The organism is Paraburkholderia silvatlantica (assembly GCF_003096715.1).
In the GTDB taxonomy this organism is placed as follows: domain Bacteria; phylum Pseudomonadota; class Gammaproteobacteria; order Burkholderiales; family Burkholderiaceae; genus Paraburkholderia; species Paraburkholderia silvatlantica.
This window is the reverse complement of sequence record NZ_QEOL01000052.1, coordinates 1-15,503: the sequence shown is the minus strand read 5'-3', so window position 1 is coordinate 15,503 and position 15,503 is coordinate 1. Positions and strand designations below refer to the sequence as shown.

Sequence of the window (15,503 nt, the reverse complement as noted above, 5' to 3'; positions counted from 1 at the left end):
GTCGAGATTTACTGCTACGCCGCCCTCAGGAAATTTGCCCTACCCATGGAGTAGATCTTGAAAACCGATTCCGCTTGACACCGGGAGTCATATCAGCGCGGTGACGTGTATCTGCGAACGCTGCTGATCCACGGCGCGCGATCGGTCATCGTGAGCGCAAGACATCTGCCGGAGCGTTTGCGCCAGATGCTGTCCAGGCGTCCAACGAACGTCGTTGCTGTTGCGCTCGCCAACAAGATGGCGCGAACAATCTGGGCGCTGCTGGCATATGGTCGAACGTACGAGGCAGTGCCAGCGCAGTGATAACGGCTCAAAACCAGTAACCCCATTCACGGTTGCACAGGTGTATTGAACGATGGCAAGACAGGTTGGACCGCGCAAAGGCAAGCCTGAGACATTTCTCGGACCTCGAGTCCGCCTTTTAGATTAGGACCTTTGCGGCGAAATCCATCGGGGCCGGCGGGCATGCCCGCGATCGAGTCCGGATATAAGTCCGCAACCACCCTCCTCGCCACACACAAACACCTTGCAAATGGGAGGCGACCATATAAGAAATGTCGCGTTTCTACCTCGGTAAGCTTGTCGGTTTCCTGCAAGACCATGGAGCCGTCCATGCACCGAAGCGCACTGGTGACATTGAGCATGCGAGAACTCGATCGTTTGAAGGTAATCCAGGCCGTCGTGGATTCGGGCCTGAAGCCCGGTCGCGCCGCCGAACGTCTCGGGCTGACGACCCGGCAGATCCGGCGGCTGGTGGCGCGACTGCGCGAGCATGGGCCGCAGGGCCTCGCGTCACGCAAGCGTTCGAGGCCCAGCAACAACCGTCTGGATGCCGCAACAGCCAACCGGGCGCTGTCGATCATCCGCGAACGTTACGCCGATTTCGGGCCGACGCTGGCCTGCGAGAAGCTGGCTGAATGCCACGGCATCTGGCTGGCAAAGGAAACGGTGCGTCGATGGATGCGCGATGCAGGAGCGCCGGTGCTGCCGAAGTATCTGGCCGCACACGGCAAGCCAAGTTGACAACGCCCGAAAAAATCAGCATGTCGCTGGATGCTTTTTGAACCGTTTCTTAGCGGTTCGACGGGAAATAGACATTAACGTGCGCGCACAACACTATTACCCGTATCGGCCTTCACATAGACGACCATCGAAGCGTCATTCTCCTTGACATAAGACTGGCCGGTCTTGCTCTTCATTTCCGCCGTAAGCGAGATCCATGATCCCGAGCGCACCACGAACACTTGCATGTCGTCCATCTCCGCCTTCGGCAGGAAAATGTAGCCGCCTCCTGCAAGTTGCAGCAAATCCGCGCGCGCGATCAGCCTCCCCTCCTCTTCGTTGAAGACCTTGCCTTCGTCGCCGTTCAGCGGCAACTCTCGCGCCCGCAATTCGAACGAGTCCATTTCTTCCTTATTCAATTCGAACTGGACGTCACGCGGATTCTTCGTCCGCACATGTACGACGAGCAATTTCAAATCGTCGTGGTACGGAAGAACTTCGGCCGACAAGTTAATGTTCCCCTGCCAAAGCTCATCCTGACCGTACACGAAATGAAAATATAACCACAGGCAAGCGATCAAGACTAACATCAGAGTGACCACCCTGACGAAGAAGTCCGCTATCGCAAGTCGTCTCATACGCTCACCCCGGAAAGGATTCAGAACCTGAACGACGCCGACTCCTCGTTCATTGCGCCCCCCAATGAAAAGTGCTCAACATTGCCCAAGCCATTTAGAGGTCACACCGCGTTACGCTCGGGTCGACGCGCTCGCACCTGTTCGGCCATTTTCCGCAACTGGTCGCGTATAGCCGTGGACTGCAACTCCAACTCCTCGGACCACGAGTCCGATTCACGCGCGAGCAACCTGAGTTCCTGGCATTGCTCGTAAAGCTCCGAAGGCCCGAGCACCGCGAGCCCACCGGCCAGGCTGTGGAGGCACTCGCGCAGATGACCTAGCGCACGCCCTTCCAAAATATCCTCAAACTGCTGGACGTGGCGATCCGCCTGCTGCAAAAACGCGACCGCATAGGAGATCGGCACGCTCGGAAACTCTGGCATCGCATACTCTTTGGCCTCCTGCACATCGGCATCCGCGCGATTGCGCTTCCATGTGGATGCCAGCATCTCGAGCTTGTCGAGCGGAACTGGCTTCGTCAGATAATCCGTAAATCCCCGCGAATACCCCTCCGCAATGTCTTCTGGGCGCGCGCTCGCACTGACCGCGTACACGGGCAATCTCATGCCTCGTCTGCGCAATTCGCCGAGAAGCTGATAGCCGTCCATGACCGGCATGTCGATATCGGTCAGCACGACGTCGACATGCTCCTTCTCTACCAGAGCTAGTGCCTCCTCGCCGTTACGGGCAACCAGGGCGCGCACACCAAGCGTTGTGAGCTGGTCGTGCAACAGACTGCGATTAAGCACGTTGTCCTCGGCAATCAGCGCGATCGTTTGCGACTCAGTGTCCGCGCGCGCAAGCACGTTCGTTTCCGCGGCCGTGCATTCACGTGCAAGCATTTCCGCCGCGGCTCTCAGCCCGGTCAGGCTATGTATCGAGACCTCGACGCCCTCGCTTGCTCGACGGCGGGGCACTAGCGGCCCGTCGTCCGTTGCCCACAGAACGGCGTGCGCCTCGCCCAGGCAGCGCTGAACTTCGTCTGCCGAAATCTCGTCCGTAGCAATCACAAGATCGTGGTCGCTCGCGGAGGTCATGTCGGTGCACGTCGCAGCCGCCGCGATCACAGTCAGCGCGGGGTCAAACAGATAGCTCAGGCGTTCGATATTCTCCTGCGCCCGAGCAAGCAGCAGCGGCCGATGGTAAGGCAGCGGACCGGGCTGCACGGCGGGTCGGGCATTTGAGACTTCGAGCGGCAATCTCACGGTTATGCGCGTCCCGACGCCAACTGTGCTATTCAGCGAGATCTGCCCTTTCATCAGATCGCACAGGCGCGCGCAGATCGATAGGCCCAGCCCCGTTCCCCGCGCCTTGGCAAGCCGGTGGTTGTCCCCCTGCATGAACGGCTGGAAGAGGCGGCGTTTTAGTTCCTCCGTGACACCAACGCCCGAATCGATCACGCTGATTTCGAGCTGACTGTCACGCCATGAGACACGCAGCACGATCTTGCCGGACGGCGTGAACTTCACCGCGTTGCCGAGCAGATTGTTGACGATCTGCGAGAGACGAATCGGATCCAGCCGAAGCCGGGGGGGAATGTTCCGTTCGAACACGGTATAGAAGCGCAACCCTTGTTGCCTCGCAAGCGGTGCATACGAAAGCGCCAGGCGATCAAGCAAATCTACCGGGTCGGCCCACTCCTCCATCAGCGTCAATTCACCGACATCGATCTTGGAGAAATCGAGCACGTCATTCACGACCTGCAGCAGTCCCGTAGCCGAACTCTGCATAGCCCAGACGCGCGCGCGCTGTTCCGGTGCGAGTTGCCCGCGAGCGACCAGTTCGATATTCCCCACGAGCGAAGCGAGCGGCGTGCGAATTTCGTGGCTCATTGACGCGAAGAACGCGACTTTCGCCCTGGCCGCGGCTTCGCTCGTCAATTTAGCCTCTCTGAGTAACGTTTCCGCCTGGTAGCGCGCCGTCATATCGTTGATTGCGCAAAAAAACACCTCGCGATTATCCAGTCTCGCCGGCGCGCCAGTGACTTCGACGTGCACCGGCGGCTGACCCTCTGCCGCCAACGCGCACGTGAACTGCCAAATACGGTCGCTCGCCCCCTCACCGCCGCTTTCCGCTAACGTCTTTTCGAACGAGTCCCGCAATACGGCAGGCAAATGACGATCCGCGATCCGCAATCCAAGCAGGGCTCGAGTGAGCGGGTTCGCAACGACGATTTCCAGCGATGGCCGGCTAACGACGCAAAGCCCGACCGGCGTCGCGTGGACCAGCAAATGGTTGAGTATCTCACTATCAAGCGCGCGCGATACCTCGGAATAAATGCGCGTCAGGAATTTGTAATTCCAGTAGCGGAACGCCACGCCGAGCATCACGATGAGCAAAAGCGTCATGCCCCCAATCAGCCAGAGATCCAAACGGACCGCGCGCAATTGCAGGCTGAATGGCAGCAGATAAAGCATGTGCCCAACGTTCGCGAAGAACGGCGGACGACGCAGTGCCCAACCGAAACCGGAAACCCAGTGATAGAGCCCGTCTTGCCGGGCATAAAGTGCGTCATCGATCTTGCGAATCTGATCCAGCCGCCCCGTCTCGGACAAGGCCGTACCATCCACATCGATCAGGACCGGCTGCTGAACCAACCCGCGCCGCTCAACCGGCAAAACGAGGTTGCGCACGTCGATGCTTGTCATCACAATCGCATGGACACGATCGCCCGCCATGACGACTGAAGCACCCATCAGCCGCGCCGCCCCGTCCGCCGAGGTTGAGGGCACGGCAATCCACAAAATCTGCTGTTTGCGCGCCGCGTAGAGCGGGTCCACGCCCCGCTGCCTGAAACGGTCCAGCACGGCATGCGCGAGACCAGCCGGCGTGGTCGCGCCTAACAGGCGCGCCTCCTCCGCAGGGAACAAATGACCAACCGCGGCACTTCCGTCGGCGAGCACCATTGCCATGCTGGGTGTCTGCGCCGAATTGCTGAGCACCTGCACGGAGTAATTGCAGCTCTCTCGCAGAATAATGTTGTCTGAATCATGTGAAAACAACGGAGTGCAAACGTTCGGCGGCGTGACTGGGGACGCCGGCAAGGCGCTGCTCATGTGCATTTGAAGGACAAGACTTGCTGTAGTCAGCATCATGCGCCGCTGCAACAAGATATCGGTCACGTTATTTTCATGCGTGCGTGCCGCCTGCTCTTCCTGACGAAATGTGCCTTGAAACAGACCGACCACGCTCATCGCAGCGATGCCAAGTACTACACACGCCAGCAACGCAATGACGATCGCAAAGACACTGCGCTCGCGTTTGAGGTTGGATTCGAGTGAATAGAGCTTTCTGAGCGGCGATTCGCCAAGATCATTGATCAAGCGCTGCATCAGATCAGCCCCTGCTCCCGCGCGCAGTTCACGAGATCCATGTTGTTGTCCACATTGAGCTTGCGCATCGCCGAGCGCTTTTGTGTCGCAATCGTTCCCAACGTACGATTCTGTCGCTTCGCAATATCGGTCAATGACAGACCGCTGCAAAACATCCGCACAACTTCGAGCTCCTTTTGCGAAAGCATCTGAAAGTCGGCGATCTCATTTCTTGTTGTACTGGATTCAGCAAGCCGTTTTTCGACGCTTGGCGACAGACATGGACGCACGCCCCCCGTCATGACACGCTGGCAAACACGCCCGAGCTCGGCCATTTCTTCATCCTTGCCGATCAGGCCAGCCACGCCGACGCGGCACAACTGCGCAAGCACGCCCGGATTCGTTACCATCGTGAACACGACTATAGGGATATGCTCATACTGCCGCCGCAATTGCGTAATCAGACGAAGGCCGTCGTGCTGGTCGTCGTGTTGCATTGAGAAGTCGGTCACGATCAGCGACACAGGCTGACTGCCGAGGGCGCCAAGCAGACCCTGCCCCGAGGTTTCCTGAATCGCAACCTGATAGCCGAGCGTTTGCTCCAGGCAGTCCTTCACGGCAAGCAGGATAATGGGATGATCGTCGGCAATGGCCACACGAATCCGCTGAAGGTCTTTTGTCATTCCGACTCCCGAGGTTGACGCAAGTGCGACTCGAAACATAGCATCAGAGGACTAAGGCGACCCGTCGGCCTGACCGAGCGGGTGCCGCGAACTCACGCTTGGACATAGTCAGGCGGAGTCGTGAATTGCAGACCCGCCTGAACCATATTCGGAGCCGACGTGCGCAACTGGCTCTCATGGACGTCGGCGAACCTCACCAGTTCGCGCAAACATTGGACGCGGACCGGCCGACGCCGCGCCCGCCGGGAAGCGCTCCAAACCCATCGTCACGAGTGTAACCAAACAAGCACACACTTGTGCAGCCCATCACATCTTCGAGAAGGACGATCCTCAAACATTTTCGACAAAATCTTCTCTGATACGCTGCGCCTCGCCAACAGCACTGCGCCTTTTACGTCGCGCCGGGAACATGCGCCCTGCCTGGAAGCATCATCGATGCGCTGTAATCTTGATATGGGGACAGGTCGTATTGTAGCAACGCACCAGGAAGCCGCGTCCGTCGCCAGTCCTATATGAGCACCGAACACGAATCACGTCACGTAGACGCATGATGCGCAAGGCTTCTGCGGCCGGATTATTCGTGTCCTCGGCACAGCCGCCGAAGCTCGCACAACCATCGTGGCCAAAATCAGCCGATCGACTGCGCCCCCTCCTCGCTATCGCACCCAACGCGAAAGCTGAGAAAAATATTACAATCATCCCGGTCAACTGGATCAAGCTAAATGTCATGGTAGGCCACCTCCCGGATACATCCACGCACAAGGTCAATTGCGGAGGCGCGCGCCAAGGCAATCAATTAATGTCTGGCGCACTAAATAGTGCGTAAATTGGAACACGCTAATGCAATGTCTAGAGTATGGTGAGCAATCGCATCGACGCCTATCTCATTAAATAGAATTTCTCAATTCGCCATCTGTAAAAATCCGGATTTTCGATTGTTGATGGTGAATTGATGAAGCAGCCGCGTGTAAGGCACGCCAATAGAGTTGGTCCCCATGAGCACCATAGAGCGCAACAATCTTCCGCAGCAGGCCGGAGTAGTACCATTGAAGGAAATAACGATGACAGGTCTGATACGACGGGAAACGCCGCGGAAGGCACTGCCACTTTTGACCGCTCAATATCTTCCACAACACTGCATTTAATACCGATCGCCGACTGACAGAAGGACGACCCTGCAACGAAGTGCGCGCATAATATGCCTTCAGAACGGGCTCCACCTTGCGCCATTCCTGCTCGCTCAGATCCGCGATATCGCCAGGAACGGAGGGCGTCGTGAGGAAAATCGCACTGCCTTGATCCGTCGGCGCCTGACTATGGGTTTCATGAATGATCACTTTCCGGAACCTCGCTTGGACATGCTGCTGCCATGCCGAAAGTATGAGGAGTGATCGGCTCGATGCCTATCTAATTAAATAGAATTATGCGATAGATGTGAATCATGTTCTTCGATATTGACGCCGGCAGACAGGACGTGCCGGAGTACAAATCGTAGTCCTTATCAATTTTCATGCATATCACGCATTGATCAACTTAACGACGCCCAACTGATCACTGATATGAAAATGTGATCGTTGCCAGCGCTTCGACGCTTCCCGCAGTCATTGTTGCCGCTGTCTGCACGTATCGCACCGTGAACGGAATGTTATATGCCGTCGACGGCGAACTCGCACTTCCACCCACGTACCACTGGTTCGTGTTGCCTGGGTAAGAGGAATCTGGGCCAAACGATACCGGGGAGGTCGAGCCATTGGCATAGATCTGTACGCCAACTCCTGTCGCGCTTGTTGTTGCTGGAGACAATGTCAGATAGTTTCCGGTGTTGCCCGGCGTTGTCGCATCTGTCATTGTGGCATAGAGCGCAATCCCGGCTGGACAGCTCAACTGCATATTGAAGGAGTTCGCTGCAGACGGACTCGATCCAACGCCATGAAAATTGCCCACTGAAACCGTTGGCAAGGTAACGACCTGATTTTTCCCCGCCGTCACCACACAGCTTTGTGCAGTGACCGTTACCGTCGCTCCGGAGATACTTAAGGTTGCAACGGAGCCCGTGAGCGAAGTGCCGGCGGCGTCTGATGTCGCCTTGAGCGAGGCGACGATCTGGGCCGGGATGGTATACGTCCCCGCCCTAAGTGGGCCGGTCGCGACGAGCCGTGCGCGCGTGCCGAAGCCAACACTGCCCCAGGCAGATCCCGTCCAGACCTGGGTCCATGCTGCAGTGAAGGGCTTTAAGGTGCTCACGCCTGCATCGGCGATGCCGACTACCACGCCGATATTGGGCACCCCGGTTGGGTAGACCGGATACGACTGGCCAGAGCTGGAATCTGTATAGGTCACCCCCGCGATCGCACTCTGCGACGCCATCGCCCATGTGTAGCCACTGAAGTAGTCCAATGCGCCGCCGCTCCAGACAGTGGCCGTCATCGTGGACGTCCAGTTCCCAATGGCTGTTCCGGCATGGTTCTGGTCGGCATTGCCATTATTGAACGTCTGCGTTCCTAACGTGCTAATGGTGATGTTGTTCGTGGCCCATGCGGCACTTGCGACACCGGGAAGCACGAGCAGGATGGCCGCACTGAACGCGATCGTCAGTCTTCCTGCAAATCGCCTGATCGATTCCATTACTGAATACATTTCCCTCTCCGGATTATTGTCACGCTCTGCTCCAGAAAATCTCTGCCTGAATGACTTGCCGACATGCCGCCTCCCCTTCATCTCAGCGGCTGGGAGCTGGAACTCGCCTGCGTTGCCGGCAAGCCCGGTCTACCAGCGGCACGGCAGATCGCATCCACATTCGCCCAGGTCGCAGCCTTGGTGTTCTTCGCGTCGGCAAGCTCGTACTCCAGACGGCACATCTGGCGGGGCTCGCTACCCCACTGAACCACCAGTTCTCCCGTTGCCGCCTTCAGGCCGCGAACGATCGCATGTCCACCCTGTGCGACGGTGCCCACGCTCTGGCCAGATTCATCGCGCACGTCCGCGCCGAAAGGCACGGGTTCGCTGCCGTCTACCGTCACGTTGAATATCACTGACCGTCCCGGATTGGAGGTCTCGAAATGCGTCACGACGACCGCACCGGCAGTCGGCACGGCCGGCTGCGACGTCGACTTGAATTCGACGCTAACCGGCAACCCCTTGGGATCGATGCCGATCTCGTTGCGGGAAAATGGAGTCAGGCCCGGCACCAGTGCGTGTCCCCACCGGTCGATACGCACGCCGCTCTGGGTGGTGACGCGGGCGCCACCGGCGTCCTTCGCCTCGACGACCGCCATCGTGTCGCCGGTCAACGGCGAGGTCGCGATGCCGCCACGATAGGCAACAACGCTGCCCGACAAACCTGCACCGTACTGCGTGTAGCCGCTGCCGGTCGATACATTGGCCGTGACCGCTGCGACTGGCGAGCGGTAAGACACATTGGCGCCGCCTGTCGCGCTGCCCGTTGTACCGCTGTTGCTGTAGCCTGCACTAATGCCGTAGTTGAATGCGCTGTCCTCGCCCAACGACCCGGAAACCATTGTCTGGACGTTTTCTCCACCCCTCGAGCTTCGCTGCATGTTCGTGGAAAGCATGGGTGAGCGCGGTTTCGTACCGAGCGGGATGGATGCCGTCACCATCACGCGGTTGTCCCAGTGTCCGGACGTCAGATCGTATTGACGGCCAAACATCACGCCATAGCTGATTCTGCGGAACGTGTTGTTATAACCCGCCGAGAATTGAGCCTCAGCGCCCTTTTTATTCCAGTAGTTCTGCCCGGTACCAGTGAAATAAACCGATCCCCAGCCCTCGGGTAACGCCTGGTTCAATGTAATCTGCAGACTGTTTCGTTGCCGGGCACCCGCCACTTCGCCATTTTGTGAATAGCCGGTTGAGCGGGTAGCAATTGCGTCGGCCAGTCCAAGATAGCCACCGCTGGAATACTGATACGCAGCCACGGACACGTTGGTATCCGTCGGGGCAAAATACTTGCTGTAGCTGATCCGCAGACTCTGTCCGCTGTGCGTGGAGTGATCACCGAGTGTCGTACGGGCGTGGGCGATATCGATGCCGAACGCGCCCACCGGCGTGTTGAGCGCAGTGCCGGCCATGACAGCAACGTACCCTGTCGTGTAGGCCACACCGCCATAGCCTGTGATCAGGTTCGTGAAGCCGTGCTGCACTGTTGCCTGAAAAAGCAGCGGGTGGCTGTCCACTAGTGCGCTGCGATATTCGCCCGCCGTCACGTTGTAACGCGTGAGGCCCGGGCGCAGCGCATTGGGCGCAGCCGCGTACGGCACGAGCGTGGTCGACTTCGTACCATCTGCCTCGGTCACGACAACCTGGAGATTTCCTCCATAGCCGGTCGGATAGAGATCGTCGATGTCAAACGGGCCTGGCGCGACGTTGGTTTCGTAGAGGACGTTGCCGTTCTGCAGAACCTGAACCAGTGCGTTGCTTCGCGCAACACCACGAATGACAGGTGCGTAGCCGCGCTGCGACTCGGGATACATGCGATCGTCGCTCGCCAGTGACATGCCTCGGAAGCCCACACTGTCGAACATCGCGCCATCGGTAAAAGCGTCGCCTTCCGTGAACTGGCTCTTGAGCGGGACGATCGAGCGCTGCAACGACGTTTGTACCGCCTGATAGGCGGTGCCTGCGCGAGTGCTGCTGTTCAGATTGCCGGTATGCCGGAAACGCCACGGGCCGACATTCAGACCGACGGTCAAGCCGAGGTAGGCTTGGGTGCTCGCACCAAAGCTGCCGCTGTTTCGATAAAAGTTGCTGTTGTACTGTACGAGCGCCGACGTTACACCGTTGTCCCAGAACTGCGGGTCGACGTAACCGCGCGCGCGACGATTCAGCATGGCCTGCGGGATGCTCAAATCAAGACGCTGCTCGCCGTTGTCAAACGTGGCCGTCGCATCGTCCACGAGTTGCGGCAACGTCACGCACAGTTCGCTGTCTTGGCTGGATTTTTCGAGCAGTTCGAGGGCCGACGCCGGGAGTTTGCCCAGATCGATGCCGGCACGTTCAAGCAGCTCACGATCCATGCACGTTTCCACACGCCCGGATTGTGCCTGCTTCAGGCTGATCCTGATGCGCCCCACCCAGGCCTGGTTGACATAGGTGTCGGCAAGGTAGTCCCCTGGGAGAGCGGCGTTTCCCTTGCTGAATTGCGTCAAGTCGATACCCGTATTACCGAGCTGGCGCAGGAACACGCTGTTGAATGTCACTATCCCGTCACCCGGTTCCGCCGCGGCGGCCCCCACTGCTGCAAAGCAGGCGAGAACCACCGCGCACAGAGGGCGAAGCTTCAACTTGTAGTGCGTTCGTGATTGACACCGCCTCATACCACTCACTCGTTTCGATAGACAAACCCTCCCCCCGGCAAGCCGTTGCGGCCTGCCAGCGAGACGGAGTCAGCACATTAAATTTCCGGGGATCTGCGGTTCTGCGTAGTTACTTCAGCGAGGCGTCCCCCTTTGCAAGGCCGCCGTAGTCGTTGATGAACTCGTAGTGCACCGTGGCTGACTCCGAAATGGCGCGCGCACCGGTCAAGGGGAACTGCCGTGTTTCGCCTGGCGCCAACATGCCGCCATCGGTGAATGAAGCGGTCTCACGCCCGTCCGAGACGTCGAGCCGTGAAAACGACACGCTGTATGCGCTGGGGTTAAACGCACGCAAACTGGGGGAGCCGTTCGATTGAGTCATGCGCCAGGTAATCCCGACGGGTGCCTGCTCCGGCGATCCGGGCAGACCCGCGGGACGATAGAAGAGCTTGATACGCGTGCGAAACGCGAACTGCAAACGGTTGGCATCCTGTTCTTTTGCCACTGGCGGAATTTCCAGCACATTCAACCAATAGACCGACTCCCGATCCTTGATTTCCGGCGCACCCATATGGATGATGCGAAGTGTTTGCCCCTTGCCGGGATCAATACGTGAAACGGGGGGAGTTACGATGAACGGCACCTTGATCGACGATGGCTCAGCCTTCGGATCGCCCTTGTCGATCCAGACCTGAACGAGCCCCGGCGACCCGCCCTGATTGGTCAGCTTGACCGTCACCTCCGGGTCATCCTGGTTGTAGATGACCCGCGTTCCCACCACAACGACGGACGCGTGAGCATAAGACGCAAGAACGCATGCCGCTGCAATGAAGCCGTTGCGGAGCAGACTTTGAACCCTCAGTACTGCGCGCATGATTTTGACCCTCGGCCGGAGACAACGAAGCGGGGAGAAATCAGGACTGCAAGGGAAGCTCCGGTCTCCCACCTGCAGCCAGGAGACGTCACTGATAGGACATCGTGTACATCACACTCGAATTCGCCGAACCGGCTCCCGCGGCACCTGTCGCCACGTACTGCGCGTAGTAGCTGAGTTGAGCGGATCCATCAGAGATCGACGCAGGCGCCGAGTTCTGTTGCGCATCGGGCTGATTCAATGCAATGACCGAGGCGTCGCCGCCATTGAGCAACTGGATCTCCACATTGCTCGCTCCGCCCGCGTTGAGTTTCAGGTTGCCGGTACTGGCATTGATGGTCGAGCCTTGTTCGAAGAACGTATGGACGGTGCCGGTACTCATGCTGCAGCCGGTGAGGGAAATCGTGAACGGCGTACGGCCCGCAGTGGCGCCTGCCGTTTGAAGTGTCGCTGCAGCTACCGTCGGCAACGCGACAGTAAAGTCAGGTGCGCCACCGTTGATCGTGCACGTCTGGGAAGTCACGCTGCCCGTGATGGTAATCGTGCCATCGGCCGCATGAGCCCCCATTGCGACCGATCCCAGAAGCGCAGCAACAAAGAGAGGCCGCATGATTTGCTTCATGATTTGCTCCATATAAACAAGAGTTAGAGTTACTGGATACACCACCACAAAAATACCGATGAGTATCGGGATTTTCATTCAACGCAATAACCAATAAACAATAACCGGTCGTCGTTAACGATATTTAAATTTAAATATGTGAAATATTAACTTCAACCGAATACCGTCGTTTTTTGTTAAATTCCTGAGAGATTGTTTTTATTATCTCGAATCTCGCCGGCATTCGACATCTAATAACTTAGAATAACGAGTGCGGCTTTATGTCGCTCCGCAGCCGGAGGAATTCGTGTGACTCCGAACACGATGGTCTTGCGAGGATGGACCAGTGATAACCGAAATGGATCACGCAGGAATTCGCCGATCACGCTTGTAACGTCAAGCGCGGGCCATACGACGGCTTACGAATTGGGCTGCCAGCGCAACAGGAATTCCCTGATGGCGTGGGCGGACAGTGGGCGGGATATCAGGTATCCCTGTGCGTAGTCGCAGCCAAAATCTTGTGTGATTTCAAGATCGGCGCAGGTTTCCACACCTTCGGCGGTAACGACCAGTCCAAAACGCTTGCCAAGCAGTACGCACGCTTCGAGTGCTCCCCGTACGTGCGGATCCGAACCCGCATTTCGCACGAAGGCCCGATCAACCTTGAGCTCGGTGAATGAGATCTGGATAAGACGAAGCAACGTGTTGTACCCAGTACCGAAGTCGTCAGCAGCGAATCTGAAACCTTGCGCACACAACGCCTCAACACCACGGATGAGCGCGGTGAGGTCGCAGGCCTGCTCGGTCTCGACAATTTCGAGCACGATGCGTGAGGCGTCACCCCCGCCTTCGCGAACGCACTCGAGCAAACGGTTACGCATGTCATGACGCTCTATTAGCGTCGCCGTTACGTTGACAGCGATGTCGAGGGTATGTCCTGCGGAGTGCAAACGGCGTTGCGTGGCCACTGCCTGGGAGAGTATTTCGATGGTCAAATCCTCCAGGGTGCCAGCCGTGGCTCCGCGCAGCAGTTCACACGGCGAAAGTGCACCTCGCGCGGGGTCGATCACACGTGCCAACGCCTCCAGCCCAACAACCCGTCCAGTCGCCATGTCGATTTTCGGCTGGTACCACGCAGCCACCGGATACTGGCCGAACCGATGAGAGACCCCATTCCCGGAGAGCGGGCTGCGCTCGGACGCCCGGCTTCCCGGTTGGACCGCGCCCTGACTGTCGGCGGGCTGTCCCGTGCGCAGAGCTTCCTCGCTGTCGAGCGTTCCCCGCCACGGACGTAAGGAGGACGACAGCATGTCGCTGCCGGTGTAGGTGCGGCTATCGAGCGTAGAAAACTGATCTCCTTCTTTGGCTTTCGAACTCATGCCACCCCTCAAATTGCCTGTGGTAATGAACGTACGTTATAAGGCCAAGTCGTCAAAATCCATCTAATAAATTCGAAACTTCAGGAGAAGGTGAGTGCCCTTGCAGCGCCGGATGGCGCTGGGGTCCATATCCAATCCGCAACAAGGGACGGCCGACGGGCCGCGTTCCTTCAGGTCAACTGCATGTTGCCCGCCATATCCGTGCCGGTGGAGTGACAGGTCGGGTTTACCGAACGATTTCCACGTGATGCGTGCATCAAGATAACTAATCTTATCGAAATAGCTCGTTTATCATGACAAACTCTCCACCCGGAAAACGCGCCGCGAGCGGCCATCGGTCCTCACGCATTGCTCAAGGAAACGAGCGCGCGCACGCCTTTGGACATCGAGCTTTGCGAGTAACGAGGCAGGAGGTTTATGCAGTCGCGGAATCACTGGAATCGCGTCTGCACGACAAAAACGCCGATCCGCGTAAGCTGGTTTCAGGAGCCTGCGCTCCAGTCGGTGATGCTTCTTCGTCAGGCGGGTTTGTCGAGGGAGGCGGCCATCATCGACGTGGGCGGCGGGGCCTCGACATTCGTCGACGACCTCGTAGCGGACGGCTATCGCAACGCCACCGTGCTGGACCAGGCGCATCACACGCCGGGTGGCACCACGCAGATATTTATCTACTGCATGTGCCGTAAAGAGACTTCGTAGACGTGCTGGTCGTTAATGCGTGGCGTTTCAGGGTGCGAACGCGAGTGCCGCGTCTTCCGGAAGATTTTCGAGCGCGCGGCTGCCATCACGCAGCGCTTCGCTCTCGCCGTTGAAGGTTGTTTCGCTGTATGCGATGAGCTTGAAGCCGCTACCCGCACTGCGAGGGATGGTGATGCCCCAATGCCACCCTCCTTCCTGTTCGAAAACGTGCAGCTTCGGGGATGCATGCAATGTGGTAGATCGATTCGTCATGTCACGCCCTCCTTTGCGAATGCGTCGAGGCAGCCGGCAGACGTTAGTCAGTGTAGGCATCATTTTGCTGCATCGCAATAAATATCGACGTTGAGTTGCGATGCTACGTCATAGGACGTCGTCATCCGGCAACAAAGCGAAACAGGCCGCAACGAGACGCAACAAGCGGAAACAAAGGTAAACAGGTATGCAGCAGCGCAGGAAAGTTTGCGCTCCCCATTTCCCTTTGCGCCCCGAAACATGACTGAACGCACCGAAGACGAGAACACGCCCGAGGCCGCATCCAATGGCGCGCGCTTCGACCGCTTTCGCCAGCATATCGGTGCACTGTTCGCGCGGCGCATCGGAGAAGATGGTCTCGGGCGGATGAGCCTCGCGGCGGCTGGCGAGAGCGTGGCGTGCCTGAACTGTCTGATGTATCGCGGCGAGGTCAAACACGAGCTGCACGACGACGGCATGTACTGGTATTTGCGGACGTAAAAAATGGCAGGAGGGCGCACCACGCCCTGCCTGCCACAAACCGCATCGGAGAGTGGCGCAAACGCGCCGGCCGGTGCTTACATGTTCGGATAGTTCGGCCCGCCGCCGCCTTCCGGCGTGACCCACACGATGTTCTGAGTCGGGTCCTTGATATCGCAGGTCTTGCAGTGCACGCAGTTCTGCGCGTTGATCTGCAGACGGTCGCTGCCGTCCTCGTTCTTCACGAACTCGTA

The 15,503-nt window shown here is 58.2% G+C and carries 13 protein-coding genes and 2 pseudogenes; 4 read left to right on the top strand and 11 right to left on the bottom strand.

The genetic code is table 11. From position 1 onward, the window contains the following. Positions 1-93: 93 nt before the first annotated feature. Positions 94-303: pseudogene (locus tag C7411_RS36465) on the top strand (IS110 family transposase); the annotation flags it as partial. A 309-nt stretch (positions 304-612) separates the two neighbouring features. Further along, a pseudogene (locus C7411_RS36460) lies at positions 613-975 on the top strand (helix-turn-helix domain-containing protein); the annotation flags it as partial. Positions 976-1,097: 122 nt separating this feature from the next. Here the strand turns inward: C7411_RS36460 and C7411_RS36455 are convergent. From C7411_RS36455 to C7411_RS36415, 9 genes are all read right to left on the bottom strand, one after another. Continuing rightward, positions 1,098-1,640 carry a hypothetical protein gene (locus C7411_RS36455; RefSeq protein WP_110388989.1) on the bottom strand — a complete coding sequence of 181 codons (543 nt, stop codon included), beginning with the start codon at positions 1,638-1,640 and terminating at the stop codon, positions 1,098-1,100. A gap of 101 nt (positions 1,641-1,741) precedes the next feature. Beyond that, entirely contained in the window at positions 1,742-5,011 is a 3,270-nt protein-coding gene (locus tag C7411_RS36450; RefSeq protein WP_110388988.1) for a hybrid sensor histidine kinase/response regulator, read from the bottom strand. After that, on the bottom strand, positions 5,011-5,673 hold the full coding sequence (locus C7411_RS36445; protein WP_110388987.1) for a response regulator: 663 nt from the start codon (positions 5,671-5,673) through the stop codon (positions 5,011-5,013). The genes C7411_RS36450 and C7411_RS36445 overlap by 1 nt, the downstream gene beginning before the upstream one ends. An 887-nt stretch (positions 5,674-6,560) precedes the next feature. Beyond that, positions 6,561-7,010, bottom strand: coding sequence for a transposase (locus tag C7411_RS36440; RefSeq protein WP_165822975.1), 450 nt, complete (start codon positions 7,008-7,010; stop codon positions 6,561-6,563). Between the two features lie 214 nt (positions 7,011-7,224). Beyond that, on the bottom strand, positions 7,225-8,310 hold the full coding sequence (locus tag C7411_RS36435; protein WP_207786588.1) for a fimbrial protein: 1,086 nt from the start codon (positions 8,308-8,310) through the stop codon (positions 7,225-7,227). Between the two features lie 77 nt (positions 8,311-8,387). Further along, the gene (locus tag C7411_RS36430) at positions 8,388-10,973 is read right to left on the bottom strand and encodes a fimbria/pilus outer membrane usher protein (RefSeq protein ID WP_243413477.1); all 2,586 of its coding nucleotides are present in this window, start codon (positions 10,971-10,973) and stop codon (positions 8,388-8,390) included. 142 nt (positions 10,974-11,115) lie between these two features. Next, positions 11,116-11,859: a fimbria/pilus periplasmic chaperone gene (locus tag C7411_RS36425; protein ID WP_110388983.1), complete on the bottom strand. Its 744-nt coding sequence runs from the start codon at positions 11,857-11,859 to the stop codon at positions 11,116-11,118. Positions 11,860-11,947: 88 nt separating this feature from the next. Further along, entirely contained in the window at positions 11,948-12,481 is a 534-nt protein-coding gene (locus C7411_RS36420) for a fimbrial protein (protein WP_243413476.1), read from the bottom strand. 398 nt (positions 12,482-12,879) lie between these two features. After that, the gene (locus C7411_RS36415; protein WP_110388982.1) at positions 12,880-13,839 is read right to left on the bottom strand and encodes an EAL domain-containing protein; all 960 of its coding nucleotides are present in this window, start codon (positions 13,837-13,839) and stop codon (positions 12,880-12,882) included. A gap of 417 nt (positions 13,840-14,256) precedes the next feature. Between C7411_RS36415 and C7411_RS36410 the strand changes: the two genes are divergently transcribed. After that, positions 14,257-14,538 carry a hypothetical protein gene (locus C7411_RS36410; RefSeq protein ID WP_110388981.1) on the top strand — a complete coding sequence of 94 codons (282 nt, stop codon included), beginning with the start codon at positions 14,257-14,259 and terminating at the stop codon, positions 14,536-14,538. A 27-nt stretch (positions 14,539-14,565) separates the two neighbouring features. Here C7411_RS36410 and C7411_RS36405 read toward each other — a convergent pair whose 3' ends face one another. Continuing rightward, entirely contained in the window at positions 14,566-14,790 is a 225-nt protein-coding gene (locus C7411_RS36405; RefSeq protein WP_110388980.1) for a hypothetical protein, read from the bottom strand. A gap of 240 nt (positions 14,791-15,030) precedes the next feature. On the opposite strand from C7411_RS36405, the gene C7411_RS36400 reads away from it, so the two are divergent. Further along, positions 15,031-15,270, top strand: a complete 240-nt coding sequence (locus C7411_RS36400) for a hypothetical protein (RefSeq protein WP_181431423.1) — start codon at positions 15,031-15,033, stop codon at positions 15,268-15,270. A 77-nt stretch (positions 15,271-15,347) separates the two neighbouring features. Here C7411_RS36400 and C7411_RS36395 read toward each other — a convergent pair. After that, positions 15,348-15,503 (bottom strand): 4Fe-4S dicluster domain-containing protein (locus C7411_RS36395; RefSeq protein WP_133253749.1); only part of this gene is annotated, 156 nt, incomplete at its 5' end.